Source organism: Microbacterium sp. G2-16M (assembly GCF_055809115.1).
In genome coordinates this window covers 2,926,037-2,943,291 of sequence record NZ_CM147897.1, presented here as the reverse complement: position 1 = coordinate 2,943,291, position 17,255 = coordinate 2,926,037, and the positions used below count along the sequence as shown (strand labels likewise).

The 17,255-nt window shown below is 68.5% G+C and carries 15 protein-coding genes; 3 read left to right on the top strand and 12 right to left on the bottom strand.

Going from position 1 to position 17,255, the window contains the following annotated elements:
- Positions 1-9: 9 nt before the first annotated feature.
- From AC0L6F_RS13865 to AC0L6F_RS13850, 4 genes are all read right to left on the bottom strand, one after another.
- Positions 10-1,152 (bottom strand): FAD-dependent oxidoreductase, encoded by a 1,143-nt coding sequence (locus tag AC0L6F_RS13865; RefSeq protein WP_274637176.1) that lies wholly within the window; start codon positions 1,150-1,152, stop codon positions 10-12.
- Between the two features lie 279 nt (positions 1,153-1,431).
- The gene (locus tag AC0L6F_RS13860; RefSeq protein WP_473538354.1) at positions 1,432-2,463 is read right to left on the bottom strand and encodes an ABC transporter permease; all 1,032 of its coding nucleotides are present in this window, start codon (positions 2,461-2,463) and stop codon (positions 1,432-1,434) included.
- Positions 2,460-3,419, bottom strand: a complete 960-nt coding sequence (locus AC0L6F_RS13855; protein WP_473538353.1) for an ABC transporter permease — start codon at positions 3,417-3,419, stop codon at positions 2,460-2,462. Before AC0L6F_RS13855 ends, AC0L6F_RS13860 begins: the two co-directional genes overlap by 4 nt.
- Positions 3,416-4,921: a sugar ABC transporter ATP-binding protein gene (locus AC0L6F_RS13850; RefSeq protein ID WP_473538352.1), complete on the bottom strand. Its 1,506-nt coding sequence runs from the start codon at positions 4,919-4,921 to the stop codon at positions 3,416-3,418. Before AC0L6F_RS13850 ends, AC0L6F_RS13855 begins: the two co-directional genes overlap by 4 nt.
- 132 nt (positions 4,922-5,053) lie before the next feature.
- On the opposite strand from AC0L6F_RS13850, the gene AC0L6F_RS13845 reads away from it, so the two are divergent.
- Positions 5,054-6,304 carry a substrate-binding domain-containing protein gene (locus AC0L6F_RS13845; protein ID WP_274637172.1) on the top strand — a complete coding sequence of 417 codons (1,251 nt, stop codon included), beginning with the start codon at positions 5,054-5,056 and terminating at the stop codon, positions 6,302-6,304.
- 111 nt (positions 6,305-6,415) lie between these two features.
- Here the strand turns inward: AC0L6F_RS13845 and AC0L6F_RS13840 are convergent, their stop codons facing one another.
- From AC0L6F_RS13840 to AC0L6F_RS13805, 8 genes are all read right to left on the bottom strand, one after another.
- Complete coding sequence (locus AC0L6F_RS13840) at positions 6,416-7,123, bottom strand: EthD domain-containing protein (protein ID WP_274637171.1); 708 nt, start codon at positions 7,121-7,123, stop codon at positions 6,416-6,418.
- Between the two features lies 1 nt (position 7,124).
- Positions 7,125-8,423, bottom strand: a complete 1,299-nt coding sequence (locus tag AC0L6F_RS13835) for an oxidoreductase (RefSeq protein WP_473538351.1) — start codon at positions 8,421-8,423, stop codon at positions 7,125-7,127.
- 25 nt (positions 8,424-8,448) lie between these two features.
- Positions 8,449-9,162, bottom strand: a complete 714-nt coding sequence (locus tag AC0L6F_RS13830) for an ABC transporter substrate-binding protein (RefSeq protein ID WP_473538350.1) — start codon at positions 9,160-9,162, stop codon at positions 8,449-8,451.
- Complete coding sequence (locus AC0L6F_RS13825; protein WP_274637168.1) at positions 9,159-10,187, bottom strand: fumarylacetoacetate hydrolase family protein; 1,029 nt, start codon at positions 10,185-10,187, stop codon at positions 9,159-9,161. The genes AC0L6F_RS13830 and AC0L6F_RS13825 overlap by 4 nt, the downstream gene beginning before the upstream one ends.
- Positions 10,188-10,190: 3 nt before the next feature.
- Entirely contained in the window at positions 10,191-11,132 is a 942-nt protein-coding gene (locus AC0L6F_RS13820; RefSeq protein WP_274637167.1) for a VOC family protein, read from the bottom strand.
- A gap of 18 nt (positions 11,133-11,150) precedes the next feature.
- On the bottom strand, positions 11,151-12,653 hold the full coding sequence (locus tag AC0L6F_RS13815; RefSeq protein ID WP_274637166.1) for a bifunctional 3-(3-hydroxy-phenyl)propionate/3-hydroxycinnamic acid hydroxylase: 1,503 nt from the start codon (positions 12,651-12,653) through the stop codon (positions 11,151-11,153).
- A gap of 83 nt (positions 12,654-12,736) precedes the next feature.
- Entirely contained in the window at positions 12,737-13,675 is a 939-nt protein-coding gene (locus AC0L6F_RS13810; protein ID WP_274637165.1) for a LysR family transcriptional regulator, read from the bottom strand.
- Between the two features lie 46 nt (positions 13,676-13,721).
- Positions 13,722-15,098: an aldehyde dehydrogenase family protein gene (locus tag AC0L6F_RS13805; RefSeq protein WP_274637164.1), complete on the bottom strand. Its 1,377-nt coding sequence runs from the start codon at positions 15,096-15,098 to the stop codon at positions 13,722-13,724.
- A gap of 100 nt (positions 15,099-15,198) precedes the next feature.
- On the opposite strand from AC0L6F_RS13805, the gene AC0L6F_RS13800 reads away from it, so the two are divergent.
- The gene (locus AC0L6F_RS13800; protein ID WP_473538349.1) at positions 15,199-16,212 is read left to right on the top strand and encodes an ornithine cyclodeaminase family protein; all 1,014 of its coding nucleotides are present in this window, start codon (positions 15,199-15,201) and stop codon (positions 16,210-16,212) included.
- 8 nt (positions 16,213-16,220) lie between these two features.
- On the top strand, positions 16,221-17,240 hold the full coding sequence (locus AC0L6F_RS13795; protein WP_274637162.1) for a dihydrodipicolinate synthase family protein: 1,020 nt from the start codon (positions 16,221-16,223) through the stop codon (positions 17,238-17,240).
- Positions 17,241-17,255 lie beyond the last annotated feature (15 nt).

Below are 17,255 nucleotides of genomic sequence, written 5' to 3'. Positions count from 1 at the left end.
ATCCCCTCCTCAGTACATCTGCACGAGCTCGGTGAACGCCGACTCGCGGACCCGGTGCAGATCCCGAGGATCGGCCTGATAGTGGACCTGGAGATCGAGCATCTGGCGACAGGCATCCACCGCCACGAAGGTCCGCCGAGCGCGTCGCCGTGCGTATCGCATCAGTGCCGAGTCGATGTCGTCATCGCCCGCAAGCTCCTGACCGAGCACGACACCGTCCTCAAGCGCCATCACTCCCCCGGCTCCCAAGTGTGCGGACATCGTGTGCGCGGCGTCGCCGATCACGAGGATGCGGCCACGGTGCCACGGGGCCGGCAGGTTGTGGAAGGTGTAGGGGCGGACGATGATGTCGTCCGAGTCCTCCACCGCCGTGAGGAGTTCTTGTACGCGCGGAGCCGGGAACTTGCGCAGCGCCGAGCGGAAGAGCTGGATCCCCTCATCGTGCCCCACGACACGGTTCTCCATATCGAGGCCGGCCGCGATGTACACCATCCCGTCGCGCAGCGAGTGCACGAAGACCGCGTCGCTCGCCTCGTTCACGAAGAATCCATCCGGGCCCGGGGGAACATCGCTCTTGACCCAGCGGAAGCTCATGTGACCGGAGTAGATCGGCTCGATCCTCCCGGGGAAGATCAGCTCCCGCGTGGGTGAGTGGGAACCGTCGGCCCCGATGACGAGGTCGAAGTCGTCAGAGGTCCCGTCGCCGTACGATGCGGTCACCCCGTAGCCGTGATCCACGAGTCCGGTCACGCGGAGTCCGTAGCGGGACGTCACGCCGAGCGCGGAGGCACGCGCCGCGAGGAGCTGCGCGAGACGGGGCCGGTAGAGGAAGAGGTAACCGGGCATGCCGTCCGGCTCGCGAGCAGGCAGGGTGGGCACGTTCCGCGGCGTGCCGGACGCATCGTAGAAGTCCCGGTCGTAGATGGAGTGGTCCCACCCCGCCAGGCCTGTCTCGAGCGCCTCCTCATAGACCCCGAGCTCTGCGAGCGCATCGGGTCCGCGATTGCTCAGGGTGATGGCTGCTCCGTCCGCAAGCGTCTCGGACCGCTCGACGATCGTGACCGCCCTTCCTGATTTCGCGATCGAGATCGCAGCGCTCAGGCCCGCGAACCCCGCACCGATGACGAGCACTCGCTCGATGACATCCGACATACCGTCCTCCAGTCGTCTGTGACCTACGCCGTCGAGGGCTCTCGCGGCGCGTTACTGGGAGCGTCGCCGGCATCGATCCTGACGCCGGCTAGGCCGGACTGCGGTCGCGGCTCTGCATCGCGAGCCCCAGCGCACCGATGAGCTCTGCATGTCGCGGAGCTGCGCCGGTGCACACCGGGCGGACGTTGCTCATGAGACTCCTCGTCGAGTCGTTCGGGATGTAGACATCCAGGGTATCACGATACTGTACGGTTCGTACCGTTGAGGCGAGTGGACTGATCAGAACCGGTCCCGCACGTGCCTCTCGCGCCCATACAGCGCCACCACCGCGAGGATGATCACCCCGTACACGATGCGGCTCTGCGCCTCGGCCAGTCCCCGGCTGATGATCAGAGTCGACACCAGCGTGAGGATCAGCGCGCCCAGCGCCGTACGTGTGAAGCTCCCGCGCACCGAGCCGAAGGTCGTCCCTCCCACGAGCACTGCCGCCAGCCCGGAGAACAGGTAGGGGTCGCCGATCGCCTGCGCCCACCCGGAGCCGAAACCCGCGATGAACATGCCGGCCACGCCGGCCAGCGCACCTGATACGGCGAAGACGAGGCTCCACACCGCGGAGGTGTTGATCCGGGTGAGAGCAGCCGCGCGCGGGTTGACACCGGTCGCATAGAGCTTTCGTCCCGCTGAGGTCTTCGACAGGACCAGCCAGAGGAGCACGCCGAGGATCACCACGATGAAGATGATCGGCGGGATCGGCAGCCCGAATGTGGTCCCCGTCAGCTGCACGAGTTTGCGAAGCTCCAGCGGCGGCTTGCCGTTGTAGTCTCCGTTGGCGACGAACATCGACCCCCCGGTGAGGATCGCGCCCGCTCCGAGCGTCATCACCAGCGGCTGGATCCGGAGCCGCTGGCAGAGCCAGCCGACCAGTGCCCCGACCGCGCCGCAGACGACGATCGTGACGAGGAACGCGAGCGGGAGGGACCAGCCGAGTCGACTCGTCGCGTTGGAGGCGATCATCGCGCCGAACGTGATGTAGCCGGCGATGGCGAGGTCGAGCCCGCCCAGGATGACCACCAAGGTCTGGCCCATGGAGGCGAGCGCGAGCAGCGAGGCGAGCACGAGGATCGCCACCGATGCCTGCGGGCGCGTGATGAAGGCGGGAATCGTCGATACGAGGAGCGCGGCGAGCGCGACGAGCACGACGATCTGGATGAGCGGCGTCTCCACTGCCTGGCGACGCAGTCGCTCCCAGGTCGTCGGCGCCGATGGCGGGGCCGTGAGCGTCCGGGTGACGCCCGTCGTCGATTCGCTCATGCGCGACTCCTCACCAGTCGTGGATTCAGCAATGTGGCCCCCAGCAGCACGCCGACCACCAGGACGAGGCCGTACGTCACCTGGACGAAGCTCGGCTGCACCCCGAACGCGGTCAGCAGCTGCTGAACGAGGTAGATCACGACGGCGCCGAGGAAGGTTCCGAGCAGACCGCCGGTCCCGCCGCCGAGGCTTGTTCCGCCCAGGACCGCGGCGGCGATGCCCAGCAGCGCGTAGGTGGTGGCCAGGGATGCCTGCGACGACTGCAGCAGCGCCGACAGCGCGATGCCTCCCACTCCGGCGAAGACCCCTCCGGTGGTGTAGGCGAGGACGCGGATCACGGTGATGTTCACCCCCGAGCCGTACGCGGAGATGTCGCTCTCGCCCGTCGCGAGAAGGTTGCTCACGAAAGCGGTGCGTCTGAGCAGGAGCCAGATGATCGCGACGACCCCCATCGTGATGATCGCACCCGGGAACCATCCGTACGAGCGCGCGAGGCCGTCGGACCAGTTCGCGGGAGCGGACACCGGCGTGTTGGCGATCGTGATGGACAGCCCGACCAGCACGAACAGCACCCCGGTGGACGCCACGACCGGGTGAAGGCGTACGACCGCGACGAGCAGACCGGTCACGGTGCCGATCGCCGCCGACGCCAGAAGCAGGATGGGGATCGCGAGGTACCAGGCGCCGATGCCATGGGGAAGCAGTACCGCGACGAAGAGGCAGTTGATGAAGGTGGCGAGCGGACCCACTGAGATGTCGATACCGCCCGACAGGATCGACGGCGTCGAAGCGAACCCCACCAGCACGAACGGCGCGAGCGTTGCGAGCGTCGCCGGCAGTCGTTCCGCCGACAGGAAGGTCGGGCTCACTGCGAGGTTGACGACGAGCAGGACCGCTGCCAGAAGCAGCGCGAACGCCCAGGAGCGTCGTTGGAAGAAGACGAGTATCCGGCTCATGCGGCGCTCCCGATCTGCTGTCCGAAGTAGGCGGCCACGACCGCCTCCGTGCTGAGGAGTTCCCGAGGGATCTCGGTGAACAGCTGGTTGTCTCGGAACACGAGCACCCGATCAACCAGCTCGACGAGCTCCTCGACCTCACTCGAGAGCATCACGATGCTCATTCCGTCGGCGCACAGCTTGTCGAGCGCCGTGTAGATCTCGCGCTTGGTCATGATGTCCACGCCGCGTGTCGGATCGTTCAGCAGCAGCACCTTCGGATCGGACGCCAGCCATCGGGCGAGCACCACCTTCTGCTGACTGCCCCCGGAGAGGGTCGCGATCGGATCGGTCTGGGATCCGAGACGGATGCTGAGCGAACCGACGAACTCGGCGAACCTCTGTGACATCCGCTTCGCACTGAGCAGGAGTCCACAGCGATCACGCCGCATCGTGGGCAGAGCGAAGTTGTCTCGGATGGACATCGGCTCGAAGATCGACTCGCCGCGGCGCTCGCGCGGGAGGTAGGCGACGCCGAGCTTCGCGCTGTTCGCTGACCGAAGCGGCACGGCGGGGCTCAGTGCCCGGGTCACCACTCCGGCTCCGGATGACACACCCGCCAACCGGCGGATGAATGCGTCCTGTCCGTGTCCTTCCAGGCCCGCCAGGCCGACGAGCTCACCGGCACGCAGCTCGAGCTCGATCGGAACCGCACCCGCGGCCAGCTGCACGCCGTCGGCCCGCAGCGTGATCTCCCCGAGCGTCCGCCGATGGTCGGCGCGATCGAACTGACCGGAGGTGCCGGTCATGTCGGCGATGAGCTTGTCCACCGACAGATCGGCGCGGTCGACCGTCGACACGGTGCGCCCGGACCGCAGTACGGTGACGTGGTCCGAGATCTGCTGCACCTCGTCCATGCGATGCGAGATGAACAGAACCGCGACCCCATCCTCGGTGAGCCGCCGGATCTCACTGAACAGTCGATCTCGGGTCTGGACGTCGAGCGCCGCCGTCGACTCGTCGAGGACGAGGACGCGCGGGTTGCGCACAAGTGCGCGGACGACGCAGACGGCTTGGCGCTCGGAGAGCGACAGCGTCGATGCCGGTGCATCGAGATCGATGCCCTCGATCAGACGCCCGAGCGTCTGGGCGGCGATGACGCGCTGTCGACTGCGGGTCAGCCGACGCGCGAAGACGCCGTCGGTGCCGAGCCAGATGTTGTCCAGCACCGACTGGGTCGGCGCGGTCAAGACCTCCTGGAACACGACGGCGATCCCGCGGCCATTGGCCTGGCGAGGATTTCGCAGCTCGGCTGCGTCACCGTCGATGGTGAAGTCTCCTCCATCGGGGCGATGAACGCCGCCGATGATCTTCACGAGTGTGGATTTCCCCGAGCCGTTCTCCCCGAGCAGAGTATGCACTTCGCCGGGCCTCAGGTGAAGGCGCGCATCGACGAGCGCCCGGGTGGCGCCGAAACGCTTGCTCACTCCGGAAAGCCGGATGCCATCGCCGGGATCGGACATTCCATCACTCCTCATCGAGTCCGCAGATCGGTCGACATGCGTCGGCCAGTTATCCAAAACTAGACGAATCGTATCGGATGTGTCTAGTCTGGTCCTGCGCACCAAGGCGCATGCTCAAAGAGGAGTTGTCACATGACCCAGCACACGCGCCCACGTCGGCTGCGAGCGGCCGCCACGGCCCTCGTCGCAGCCGGGGCTCTCGCCCTCGCCGGCTGCGCATCGACACCGACCGGAGACCCGACCGGTTCGGGAACACCGTCTGCCGGCCAGTGCGGTTCGGTCCCGAACGTCGGGGCGAACGACCCGGACGGCCTGCTCAAAGATCTCCCCGAGAAGATCCAAGCCGGATACAACGCGTACCCCCTGAAGATCGAGAAGTCGGCGTGGTCGGATTGGAAGTCCGACAAGACCAGTGGCTTCACCGCCGCGATCGTGGGTCAGGCACCCGCCGCCCCCTTCATCGCCGCGTTCCAGAAGCAGCTCGCGGAGTCGCTCACGGCGGAAGGCGTCAAGATCGTCGCGAACCTTGCGCCGAACGACCCGACCGACGTGCCCGGCCAGATCCAGATGTTCAACCAGGCCCTCTCCTTGAAGCCCGACGTCATCTTCTTCAACGCAGCCGCACCCGAATCCAGCGTGACCCTCGCCAAGCAGGCGTACGACGCCGGCATCCCGGTGATCTCCATGGTGGCGACGCTCGACAGCCCCTATGCGATCACGGTGGCCTTCAACACCCCGCTTCAGGCGATGGAGACCGGAGCGGGTGTGCTCGGCGCCATCGGCGGCAAGGGCAGCGTGCTCGAGGTGAACGGCATCCCCGGCATTCCCAGCCAGACACTGTGGGAGGCAGGCAGCAAGGCGGTGCTCGACCTCTGCCCGGATGTGAAGGTCGCCGGCCAGGTTCAGGGACTGTACCAGCCGCCGGCAGCTCAGCAGGCCGTGGTGCAATACCTCGCCACCAACCCCGCGGGCGTCGACGGCGTGCTCCAGGCCGGCACGATGGGCTTGGCGATCCGCGACGGATTCACCCAGGCCGGCCTCACCCCTCCCCCGATCCAGGACATCAGCGCGTCGCAGGGCATGATCGCCTACGCTGCCGCGAATCCGTCCTACCCCTACTTCGGCACTGCGACCCCGCCGATCCCACAGGCGAAGGCGACGGCACAGATCGGCCTGAAGGTGCTCGAGGGCGCAGGCCCGAAGATCAACCACATCGTCTGGGCCCCGTACTACATCGATCGTTCGCAGATCGCGGATCTCGTCGACCCGTCGTGGGCGGAATCGGACAGTTCGGACCTTGCTCCGGCCGGTGTGTACTTCACGGACGACGACATCGCGCAGTTCTTCAACGATCCGAAGCGCGGTCCGCAGACCACGAAGTGACCGTCAATGCGGCGGGGGGAGCCGGCAATGTCCGACTCTCCCCGCCGCCGTCGTTCTCGGGTGCGCGACCAACAGGACGCACGCCCGCGCTCGCTCACGCACGGGCGCCGATCAGGTGAGGTCGATCGGCGTGCAGACCAGCGCGCTCGACGCGTCGGGGTTGGTGAAGCGACGCTCGTCCGGCGCGAGCTGCTCCCGATACCACGCATTGTCGAACTCCGCGGCCAGAGCCTCGGGCGACGCGAACGTGATTGCGCCGACACCGTCGTACCGCGTGCTCGTGAAGCACGCCGGCGGCGGCACCGGCGCGGGCGTGTCTTCGATGCTGACAAGTCGACTCTTCGCGCCCGGTCCGGCCAGGGCGAGCTGCGCGTGCGCGCCGGTCCAATGATCTTCGAACTCGCTGAAACGGAGCGAGCCCCGGGCCACGGGGAGCACGATGACCGTCACCGGGGTCATGGCGTCGGTGAGCTCCCGTTCCCAGATCAGGTTCGGCCGCCCGCCGACCGCCGCCGGCCGCTCCCCCAACAGCTCACCGCGGTCGACGAGCCACTGCTGTTCGAACTCGTGCGAGGTGACCCAGTCGGCTGCGTCGTTGGTGCGCTTCCACCACGTCTCCACGACGGCATCGTAGGGCGCGGCATCCGCACCGACGATCGGCCGCTGCCCGGGAACGGGAGCGTGGAAGACATGGCGGACGAGGCCCGTGGCCACAATCGGACGGCGGCGTTCGCGCGTCAGCCACGCGTCGACGAACGCGCTCTGCGACAGCTCGCTGCGGCGCGTGAGCAGCAGCGTCAGCTTGTACGCCGGACTCACGTCAGCGCGCCTTCCGCTTCTGCGCGGCCCGCGCCGCCTTGTCGGCGATCGCCATCAGCACGGGGTTGCCCGCCGCCCAGATGAACAGGTTCTGTCCGGCGTTGGAGCGCTTCGAACTCGGACTCTCGCGGCCCATCTCCGGGTTGAGATGGCACTGCACCGGGACTTGGAGGATGAGCCGCCGCATGCACGAGTTCGCATGGTCACACCACACGATCTCGGCCTGGCGCCCCTCGATGACCTTGTTCGGGTAGTCCGGGTCGGCCAGCAGCTGGCGAGCCAGCATGGTCGCGTCGATGGTGCCATCCTCGATCGCCGCGGCCGCCTGTGCGGGGTCGGGCGTGCTGCTGACGAACAGCGCCACCCCCGGCCCGAGCGCGGCGCGGAAGGCCTGGGGCTCGCCCTCGCGGAGCATCTTGCCGGATTCGCTCGTGACGTTGTCCTTCATCGACTCGTAGTTGCCGTCGGTGAGGGCGACGAAGTCGAGGCCGGCTTTGGCGATCTCGGCCGTGACGGCTGCGAAGCCGTCGGGTCCCTGCCCGCCGGGCACGTGGTCGTTGGCGCTGAGACGCAGGCCGAGCGCGACATCTGGGCCGATCTCGCGGCGCACCGCTGCAACGGCATCCTTGAGTGCACGCGCGCGGTTCTCGACCGAGCCGCCGTACTCATCGGTGCGGAAGTTCGCCAACGGCGAGAGGAACGACGAGTAGAAGTAGCACATGTGCGCGGCGATCTCGATGCCGTCGAAGCCCGCCGCCTTGGCCCGGCGCGCGGCATCGACGACCGCCTGCTCGAGCTCCTTGATCTCTTCGACGGTCGCCTCGTTCGGCAGCGGCGTGATGCGGCCGCCGGGGATGTAGACATTGTCCGGCAGCCCGAACCCGCCCATGTCGACCGACTTCGGCGATGCCGACGAGATCCCGTGCCCGTCGCGGGGCACTCCCATCCGCCCGAAGGCGGGGAACAGCTGCGCGAACACCGCCACGCCGGTGCCGGTCGCGTGCACCTCGTCGACGAGCCGGGTGAGATCGGGGATGAACGCGTCGTCGTCGTAGCGGATGTTCGGCGAGAACGGCGACTCGCGGAATGCGCGCGCCGTCGCGACCGAGCCGCCGACGAACACCGCGCCGGCGCCGCCCTTCGCTCGGCGCGCGAGGAACGCGATCGACTGGTCGCTCGGGCGACCGTCCTCGGTGGGCTGCAGCGCGGCCATCGGGCCGAGGATGATCCGGTTCTTGAGCGTGAGCTTGTTGATCGTCAGCGGCTGGCCGAGGATGTCGGCGGGCGTTCTCGTGGACATCGGACTCCTCATCGGGGGGCGGGCGTCATCGGGTGGACAGCAGTGCGGACAGTGCGACATCGGCCGGCAGCAGCCCGAGATCACGGCGGATGTCGGTGAGCAGGTCGAGCCCCGCCGGGTCGACCGGCAGCAGCCCGGCCGACCGGAGCCCGGCCAGCAGCAGGTCGAGCTCAGGCGAGCCGAGGAGTGCGGTCCGCACGACGAGTCCCTGCCCGGGGAACGCCGGGAGCACGTTTCCGACGCGCAGCAGCTCGTGCATGCCGGCGGCCAGCGCCTGCCCGTCGAACGGAGGCCCGAGCAGCGTGGCGTCGGCGGTGCCGGCCACGAGCGCCTCAAGACGCTCCCGTACGCCGCCGACCTCGATGTAGTCGGGCTCGATGCCGTCAGCTCCGAGCAGGTAGCGGGCCACGAGGGCGAAGCCGTTCGCGAACGCGTCGACGGCGAAGCGGCGGCCGCCGAGGTCGGCGACCGCGGCGATGGACGGATCGGCATAGATCCCCAGCGGGGTCGTCGGCTCGACCTGGGCGACGAGCCGGACGTCCGCCCCGGCCACCGTCCATTCGAAGAGGTTGTCGATCGCCGTGACGACGAGGTCGAGCTCTCCGGCGATGAGGCCCGCGAGCTGGGCGGGGCTGCCGGAAGTGCGCGTCTCGATCAGGTCGATGCCGCCGAGCAGGCCGCGTTCCTGGGCGGCGAGCAGCGGTGCGGGCGGGACGAAGTACGAGATCCGGAGCGTCACGCCGTCGTCCTCGCCGCCGCTGTGCGCCGGGATGCCTGCCAGGGCGCCGGCACCCCGGAGGGCGCCCGGACCGGGGTGCGCTGCGTGCCGAGCCCGGTGATCGAGACCTCCATCATGTCGCCGCCGCGCAGGAACCGGTCGTGGTGCGAGCCGTTGCCGGCCGGCGAGCCCGTGATGATGAGGTCGCCGGGGTCGAGCACGGCGATCGACGAGGCGTAGGAGATGAGCTGCGCCACGCCGAACGCCATGTTCGCCGTCGAGGAGTCCTGCATCAGCTCGCCGTTCAGGCGCAGCTGGATGCGCAGGCTCATCGGGTCCGGGACGAAGCGTGCGGGCACCAGCACCGGTCCGGTCGGAAAGAACGTCGGCTGATTCTTCGCGCGGAACCAGTCGGTGCCGATCTTGGCCACGTCGGTGCGGGGCACCAGCGACCGGGCCGAGATGTCGTTGACGATGACGTAGCCGGCGACGAAGTCGAGTGCCTCGTCGACGTCCACTCGATGTGCGCGCCGGCCGATGACCACGCCCAACTCGGCCTCCCAATCGACATCCGCCCCGAAGTCGGGCAGCTGCACCGCGTCCTCTGCTCCCGAGACGGCGGACGGGATGCCGGTCCACATATAGGGGTCGCCGGTGGCGACCCGCTCGTCGATCTCGGCTGCGGCGTCCGCGAGCAGCTGCTCGTCCGACGCGCCGTCCGCGCCGAGCTTGTGCGCGACCGCCATCTGCAGGATGTGTTCGCGGTAGTTCACCCCGGCCGCCAGGATCGGCCCGACCGGCTGAACCGGCGGCAATACGTGCAGCCGGCCCGCCTGCGCGAGAGCCGCGCGCGACTGCGACGACGTCGCGGGCGCGCCCAGGAACGCCGTCAGGGCGTCGAGGTTCGCATCCCAGTCGGCGAACAGGTCGCCGGTGCGCTGGATGCCGGGGAGGATCGCACGGATGTCGTGGAGGTCATCGCCGGAGACCAGCACGGGTACGGCGGCGCCGTCGATCTCGAACGTGCCGATGGCGAAAGCACGCATGGCTCAGACCGGGGGCGCCACGAACAGGTGACGGTCGTCGGAGTCGTTGAACATCTCCTTGGTGATGAACTCGTTCATGTCGCCGCCGGTGCCCCACTGGTCGGAGGTCTCGGGCTCTTGCACGTCGTAGATGTGCGGGTGCCAGGTGTCTTCCTCGAGGTTCTCCAGCTCGGTCGTCATCTCCATCGTGTTGCCGTTCGGGTCGGTGAAGTAGGTGAACGTGTTGTCACCGGCGCGGTGGCGCCCAGGCCCCCAGAGCTTGCGGTAGCCGGCGCGGATGATCCGGCCGCTGCCGAACATGTACTCGTCGATGCCGCGCAGCTCGAACGACGCGTGCTGCAGCGACGCGTGCGGGCCGCGCGCGATGGCCATCGAGTGGTGCTGCGAGCTGCACCGCATGAAGTAGAACAGGTCGCCGACGTGCGGGTGGTTCAGCGTGTCCGAGAGCCGGAAGCCGAGATGCTTCTCGTACCAGTCGCGCATCGCCTCGGGCCGGTTCGAGTTCAGCACGACGTGCGAGAGGCGCACCGGGATCGACTCGCGCCGTTCGATCTTCCGGTGCTGGCGCACCGCGACGTCGGTGGAGACCTCGACCGTACGGCCCTCGAGGTCGAAGAAGCGGAAGCCGTAGCCCCCGCCGAGGGTCTGCAGATCGGTCGGCTCGAAGACGAGCTTCACGCCGGCCTGGATGAGGTCCTGCGCGAGGGTGTCGACCGACGCTCGGTCCGCTGCGCCGAATGCCACCAGGTCGAGCCGCTTGTCGGCGGATCGGCGCACGCGGGTGACGTACTGCTCGGGCGAGCCCTCGGCGGCGAAGTAGACGACGTCGCCGTCATCGTGCTGGACGGTGAGACCCCAGTGGTTCTTGTAGAACTCGATCTGCTTCTCGAAGTCCGGCACGGCGATGTCGAAGTGCCGAATGTGGGTGATGGGACTGAAGGTCATGGCGTTCTCCTCGCGATTTCAGACGGTGGATGTCGCGGCGTGCGCGATCGATGGGATGCCGGCGATGATCCGCTCGGCCTCGGCGGCGGTGTCACCGACGCCCAGAATGTAGTGATCGGGCCGCATCACCACTGCCCGGGCACCGGCTGCGGCCAGGATCTGTTCGATCTTGAGCGGGTCGGTCAGCGTGACGATGTCGGCGTCGTCGTCGAGCGCGATCTTGACGGCCGTCGCAAGCTCGGCGTAGAGCCCGCGGTCCACTGCCACGAGGAAGTGGTTTCCCACCATGTCGTCCAGACGAGTGCCGTCGACGAGGATCGGCTGGATGCCGAGCCGCCCGGCACGCTCGTCTCGGTCGCCCTCGTGCAGGCCGGGGCCGAGGGGCGGCGACGGCGGGACGGCGGACGCCTCGGGATGCGCACGGACGAACTCGTCCCGTCCCTTCGCGACCTCAGGATCGAGGGTCTGGATGATCTCGGCCTGCTGCGCGGCCGTCTCGACCCAGTACTGCGCGTGCGGCTTGCGCTCGCTCTCGTAGGTGTCCAGCAGCGTGGCATCGGCCGCGCCGCGTGCGACGAGGTCCATCTTCCAGACCAGGTTCGCCACGTCGCGGATGCCGGCGCACAGCCCCTGGCCGAACAGCGGAGGCGCCTGGTGGGCGGCGTCGCCGGCGAGGAAGACATTGCCGTCGCGCCAGCGCTGGGCGATGCGGCCGCGGAACGTGTAGACCGCCTGGCGATCGGGCGTGAATCGGTCGGTGGGCAGGATGCCGCGGCTGATGCGCTCGACAGCGGCAGGGGTGACGATCTCGGCTGGATCGTCTCCGGGGACGAGCATGAACTCCATGCGGATGCGTGTGCCGGGAAGTCGCAGCCACAGCGCCGGGCGGGAGTAGCGGGCGAACTGCACCATGTCTGCATCGCACCCCGGTGCGTCGACGAGATCGCCGTCGACGACGAGCCAGCGGGCGTCCTCGCCGTGCTTGTCGGTCTCGATGCCGAGGGCATGCCTCGTGGCCGAGCGACCGCCGTCGGAGGCGATGGCCCAGCGTGCCGTGAGCACCTCCTCATCGCCGTGAGCGTCGACGGCCGTCACCTCGACGCCGCCGTCGACCGTGCGGACGTCGGTCGCGGTGACGCCACATCTCAGATCGATTCCCGGACTCGCCTCGACGACCTCGCGCAGGAGTCGCTCGATGTCCGGCTGATGGAAGCTGATGTGTTCGTTCCACCCCTGGTCGCCCAGGCGGTCGGTGGGTGCGTGCGCGAGGACCTCGTCGGCCTCGTTGACGACCGCGACGTCCTTCATCGGGATGGTCACATCGACGAACTGGTCGGCGACCCCCAGACCCTGCAGGGTGCGCATCGTCTGGCCGTCGAAGTGCACCGCCCGCGCGGTCGGCCACATCTCCTGATCCTTCTCCAGCCCGATGGCCGTGAGGCCGGCTCGGCCGAGAAGGGCGAGCGCGGTGGTGCCGACAGGCCCGGCGCCGATCACGATCACGTCCACGTTCGTGCTCACGACACTCCTTTGTGATCCATACGTTCCGTATCGATTGCTGCACAGTCGAGTGCCGCGATCTGATCCTCCCCCTCCCCCGCGACTCAGGGAAGGCTGATTCCGGTATCACCGTCATCGGGATTCCCGATGACGGTGCGCCGCACCCGATCGATGAGGTCGCGGAGCCAGATGTGCTCCGCGTCCTGCTCCCGGTCGAGGTGCCACCAGAAGGCGTCGCGGACCGGGTCCAGGTCGAGCGGAGGCACCACCAGCCGCAGTCGCGGCTCGGCACGCACCGCCATTCGCGCAAATCCGGCCGGGACCATCGCGACCCGGTCGGTGCCGAGGATCAGCGAGGGCACGACGAAGAAGTGCGGAGTCGCCGCCACGACCGTCGGATCGATGCCCCGGAAGCGCAGCTGCTGGCGCACCGGGCTCGCACCCTCCCGCGCGGGCACGGTCTGCACCCACGGCCGGGTGAGCAGCTCATCCAGCGATGGATGTGCGGCCACCGCCGACGCGGCATCGACGAGGCACACCCAGGGCTCGGCGGGGAAGTCGAGGTGGGGCTGATCGGCGACGTACCCGTGCGGCAGAATCGCGCCATCGATCGTGCGCAGGGCGTCGGGCATGGCATGGACCAGGCGCCCGTCCGCCGCCGGGAACTCGAACCGCACGTTCGGCGCCTCACGCTCGACGATGCGCAGCAGGTCCGGCGCGACGCGCGCGGCCATGTAGTCCACGGCGGCGATCGTGAACGTCCGCGTGCTGGTCGCCGGCTCGAACCGCGACTGCAGGCCGAACACATGCTCGGTCTCGGCGATCGCACGCGGGAGCGCCGCCAGCAGTCGCTCGGCGAGCGGCGTGAGCACGTGCCGATTGCCGCGGCGCAGCAGCAGCGGATCTGCGTAGTGCGACCGCAGCCGCGCCAGCGCGGTGGACATCGACGGCTGTGACATGTGCAGGCGCTCGGCGGCGCGGGTCACGCTGCGCTCTTCGAGCAGCGCACGCAGCGGTCGCAGCAGGTTGTAGTCGATCGCCACTCGAAGCTCCTTCGCCTCTCGCCGGCCCGCGCGGACCCGTGTCGGGCTAAGCCTTCCAGACCGTCTTGAGATTGCAGAACTCGCGTTGGCCCTCGGCGGCGAGCTCGCGGCCGACTCCCGACGTCTTGATGCCGCCGAACGGCAGCTCCTGGTACGAGACGGTCATGCCGTTGATGAACACCGCCCCCGCATCCAGGCGGTCGATGACGTACGCCTCTTCGTCCGGATCGTTCGTCCAGACGGCGCTGGACAGGCCGAAGCTGGTCTGGTTCGCGATCCGCAGGGCCTCGTCGACATCCGCAGCGCGATACAGCGATGCGACCGGGCCGAAGGCCTCCTCCTGTACCAGGCGGGCGTCGTCGGGCAGGTCGGCGATCACCGTGGGGGTGTAGAACCAGCCCGGTCCGTCGGGGATGCTGCCGCCGGTCAGAATCGTCGCCCCTTTGTCGCGGGCATCCTCGACGAGGGCCACCATGTCGTCGCGGCCCGATTCGGTCGCCAACGGGCCGACCTGCGTCTGCGGCAGCAGCGGGTCTCCGACGATCAGTTCCGACATCTGCCTGGTGAACTCTGCGGCGAACGCGTCGTAGACCTCGGCGTGCACGATGAAGCGCTTGCCCGCGATGCAGGACTGCCCGTTGTTGCCGATCCGGGCTCGCACGGCGGTGGTGGCGGCCGCGGTGACGTCGGCCGTGGGCAGCACGAGGAACGGATCGGATCCGCCCAGTTCGAGGACCGCCTTCTTGATCTGATCGCCCGCGAGTGCGGCGACCGAACGCCCGGCCGGCTCGGAGCCGGTCAGTGTGACCGCCTGCACCCGTGGATCGGCGATGACGGGCCCGACGTCGGCGCCGGAGACCAGCAGGGTGCGGAACGAGCCGGCGGGAAAGCCACCGCGCTCGAAGAGGGTGTCCAGGAAGAGCGCCGCCTGCGGCACGTTGGACGCGTGCTTGAGCAGACCGGCATTGCCGGCCATCAGCGCCGGGGCCGCGAAGCGGATCACCTGCCAGAGGGGATAGTTCCACGGCATCACGGCGAGGACGACTCCGAGCGGTTCGTACCGGGTCCAGGCGCGCGACGCGCCGACCGTCGACGGGTCGACGAGCGGCACGTCGGCGAGGAATCCTTCGGAGCGATCGGCATAGAACCGCATCGCCCTCGCCGACTTCTCGACCTCGGCGATCGACTGCGCGATCGGCTTGCCCATCTCGACCGTGATGAGCTCGCCGAGACCCGGCGCCTGGTCGTCGAGAATGTCTGCAGCCGCCCGCATCCATTCCGCGCGCTGCGCGAACGTGGTGGTCTTCAACAGCTGTGCGGCGGCGGCGGCCTCGCCGATCCGCGCGTCGACCTCCGCCGGCGAGTGCGGTTCGATGATCATCTCGGCCTTGCCGGTCGTGGGGTTGACGGTCGCAATGGTCATGGGTGCACTCTCTTCTGTGGGGCGTCTTGCAGAAGCATAGAGGAAACAGATACGGTACGTATCGTGTTTAACAACGCCTGAGCACGACGAAGGAGTCCGGATGAGCGTCGAGTCTGCGCCGCCCGCGCGTCTGCCCCTGTTCCTGACGGACGCGGATGTCGGAGCGCTGGCCGATCTGCCCAGCGCCATCCGCGCAATCCGCGCCGCGTACGCGGCGCCCGCCGACGCCGAGCGGAACCCCGGGCGCATCTTCGCCGACAGCGGTCGGGAGTGGATGCGCGTCATGCCGTCCGTGCCGGCCAGCGGCCGACTGTTCGGTGCGAAGTCGATCAACGGGTCGTTCGCCGACGGGCTGCGCGTGAGCTACCTCATCTCGCTGTTCGACAAAGAGACGGCGGAGCTGGTCGCCCTGGTGGACGGCAATCGGGTCACCGGGCTGCGGACGGCGGCCACCACCGCCGTCGGCACCGGCGCCATCGTGCCGGCGCGACCGCTGAGGGTCGGCGTCATCGGGTCTGGATTCGAGGCGCAGTCGCACATCGCCGCGCTGAACCTGGTGGCCCGGTTCGCCTCCGTGCGGGTCTTCAGCCCGACGCCGGCGAACCGCGAGGCCTTCGCCGCGCGATTCACGGCGGAACTGGGCGTGCCGGTGACGGCGGTGGATTCTGCGGCGGCAGCCGTGCAGGACGCCGACCTGATCCTGTGCGCGGCGCGATCCCGCGACGAGAGTCCTACGATCCAGTCGGACTGGGTCGCCTCTGACGCGACCGTGGTCTCGATCGGCTCGACCACACCGGCACAGCGGGAGCTCCCCGTCGAACTCCTCGAGCGCGCCGCGCTCGTGGTCGCAGACGGAGTTGACGAGGTGATCCACGGCAGCGGCGACATGCTCGCCGCAGCGGCCGCCGGCATCGATGTCGACGCCATCACCATCTCGCTGAACGCCGCCCTGGCTCCCGATCGCGTGATCGATCGCGACCGCGGCATCCGGATCTACAAGTCCACCGGCGCCGGACTGCAGGACATCGTCGTCGCCGAGTCGTTCGTCGATCTCGCGCAGGCACGCGGTGTCGGCACCGCGCTGCCCGTGGGAATCGTCACCACCAGAAAGTAGAGACGCACATGGTCGAGTACACGAAGGATCAGGCCCGCACGTGGGCGAAACAGCACTGGCGTGGGGCCATCGCGGTCACGATGCCGTCGTACAGCCGAGACTTCTCGAAGATCAACGAGAACGCCATCCGCCACGACATCCTCAAATTGAAGGACCTCGGCTTCGCCGGCACTCTCCTGGTCACCGAACTGGCCATCACGCCGGAGGAGAACGCGCGCGTGACAGCTGTCGCACGTGAGGCGGGAGGGCCCGATTTCCAGCTGTTCTTCCACGCCGCGTTCAACACTCTCGAGGAGAACATCGCGGCGCTGAGGCTCGCCGAGAACGAGGGCGTCGACAGTGTGCTGCTGTCGTACCCGACGGCGTTCTGGCCGACGACGCTGGACGAGGTCTACGACTACACGAAGGCCCTGGCGGACTCGACCGATCTGGGGGTCATGCTGTTCGGCCTGCCCGCGTGGGGATTCGAGCGCATCGACAACGCCGGCATGCCCGTGCCGTGGGTGCGGCACGTGCTCGACACCATCCCGAACATCGTCGCCATCAAGGCCGAGCAGGGCAACCCCGGCATCCCGGGGATCATGGAGATGAACCATCACTTCCGCGACGAGGTGATCATCTCGTGCCCGATCGAAGGCGAGACCATCCCGCTCATGTCGGTGCTGGACTTCCAGTTCTCGGGCACGAGCAACACGAACTGGATGAGCGACTACTTCCCGACCGCGTTCGATCTCGCTCGAGGTGGTCAGTGGGAGGAGGCGATGAAGCTGTGGTGGCAGGTCGCACCGGCGCGTGCGGCCAACACCGCCATCCTCACGGGGTCGGCAGTAGGCACGACGGTGATCAACCGCACCGCCTGGAAGTACCAGGAGTGGCTGGCCGGCTTCAACGGCGGCGCATTGCGTGCCCCCGCGCCGCGCATCCCCGACCGGCTGATGAAGCAGGCGCGGGCTGCGCTGGTCGCCTCCGGCCTGCCCGTCACCGACGCACCCGACAGTGAATTCGTCATCGGTCGCACGACCGCCTGATGCCTCCATCACGGT

What these genes read in the sequence shown, in the direction of transcription:
- AC0L6F_RS13820 (WP_274637167.1), bottom strand. Translation starts at nt 11,132, where the DNA reads ATGACCTTCAGTCCCATCACCCACATTCGGCACTTCGACATCGCCGTG.
- AC0L6F_RS13805 (WP_274637164.1), bottom strand. Translation starts at nt 15,098, where the DNA reads ATGACCATTGCGACCGTCAACCCCACGACCGGCAAGGCCGAGATGATC.
- AC0L6F_RS13865 (WP_274637176.1), bottom strand. Translation starts at nt 1,152, where the DNA reads ATGTCGGATGTCATCGAGCGAGTGCTCGTCATCGGTGCGGGGTTCGCG.
- AC0L6F_RS13850 (WP_473538352.1), bottom strand. Translation starts at nt 4,921, where the DNA reads ATGTCCGATCCCGGCGATGGCATCCGGCTTTCCGGAGTGAGCAAGCGT.
- AC0L6F_RS13795 (WP_274637162.1), top strand. Translation starts at nt 16,221, where the DNA reads ATGGTCGAGTACACGAAGGATCAGGCCCGCACGTGGGCGAAACAGCAC.
- AC0L6F_RS13855 (WP_473538353.1), bottom strand. Translation starts at nt 3,419, where the DNA reads ATGAGCCGGATACTCGTCTTCTTCCAACGACGCTCCTGGGCGTTCGCG.
- AC0L6F_RS13860 (WP_473538354.1), bottom strand. Translation starts at nt 2,463, where the DNA reads ATGAGCGAATCGACGACGGGCGTCACCCGGACGCTCACGGCCCCGCCA.
- AC0L6F_RS13835 (WP_473538351.1), bottom strand. Translation starts at nt 8,423, where the DNA reads ATGTCCACGAGAACGCCCGCCGACATCCTCGGCCAGCCGCTGACGATC.
- AC0L6F_RS13800 (WP_473538349.1), top strand. Translation starts at nt 15,199, where the DNA reads ATGAGCGTCGAGTCTGCGCCGCCCGCGCGTCTGCCCCTGTTCCTGACG.
- AC0L6F_RS13825 (WP_274637168.1), bottom strand. Translation starts at nt 10,187, where the DNA reads ATGCGTGCTTTCGCCATCGGCACGTTCGAGATCGACGGCGCCGCCGTA.
- AC0L6F_RS13845 (WP_274637172.1), top strand. Translation starts at nt 5,054, where the DNA reads ATGACCCAGCACACGCGCCCACGTCGGCTGCGAGCGGCCGCCACGGCC.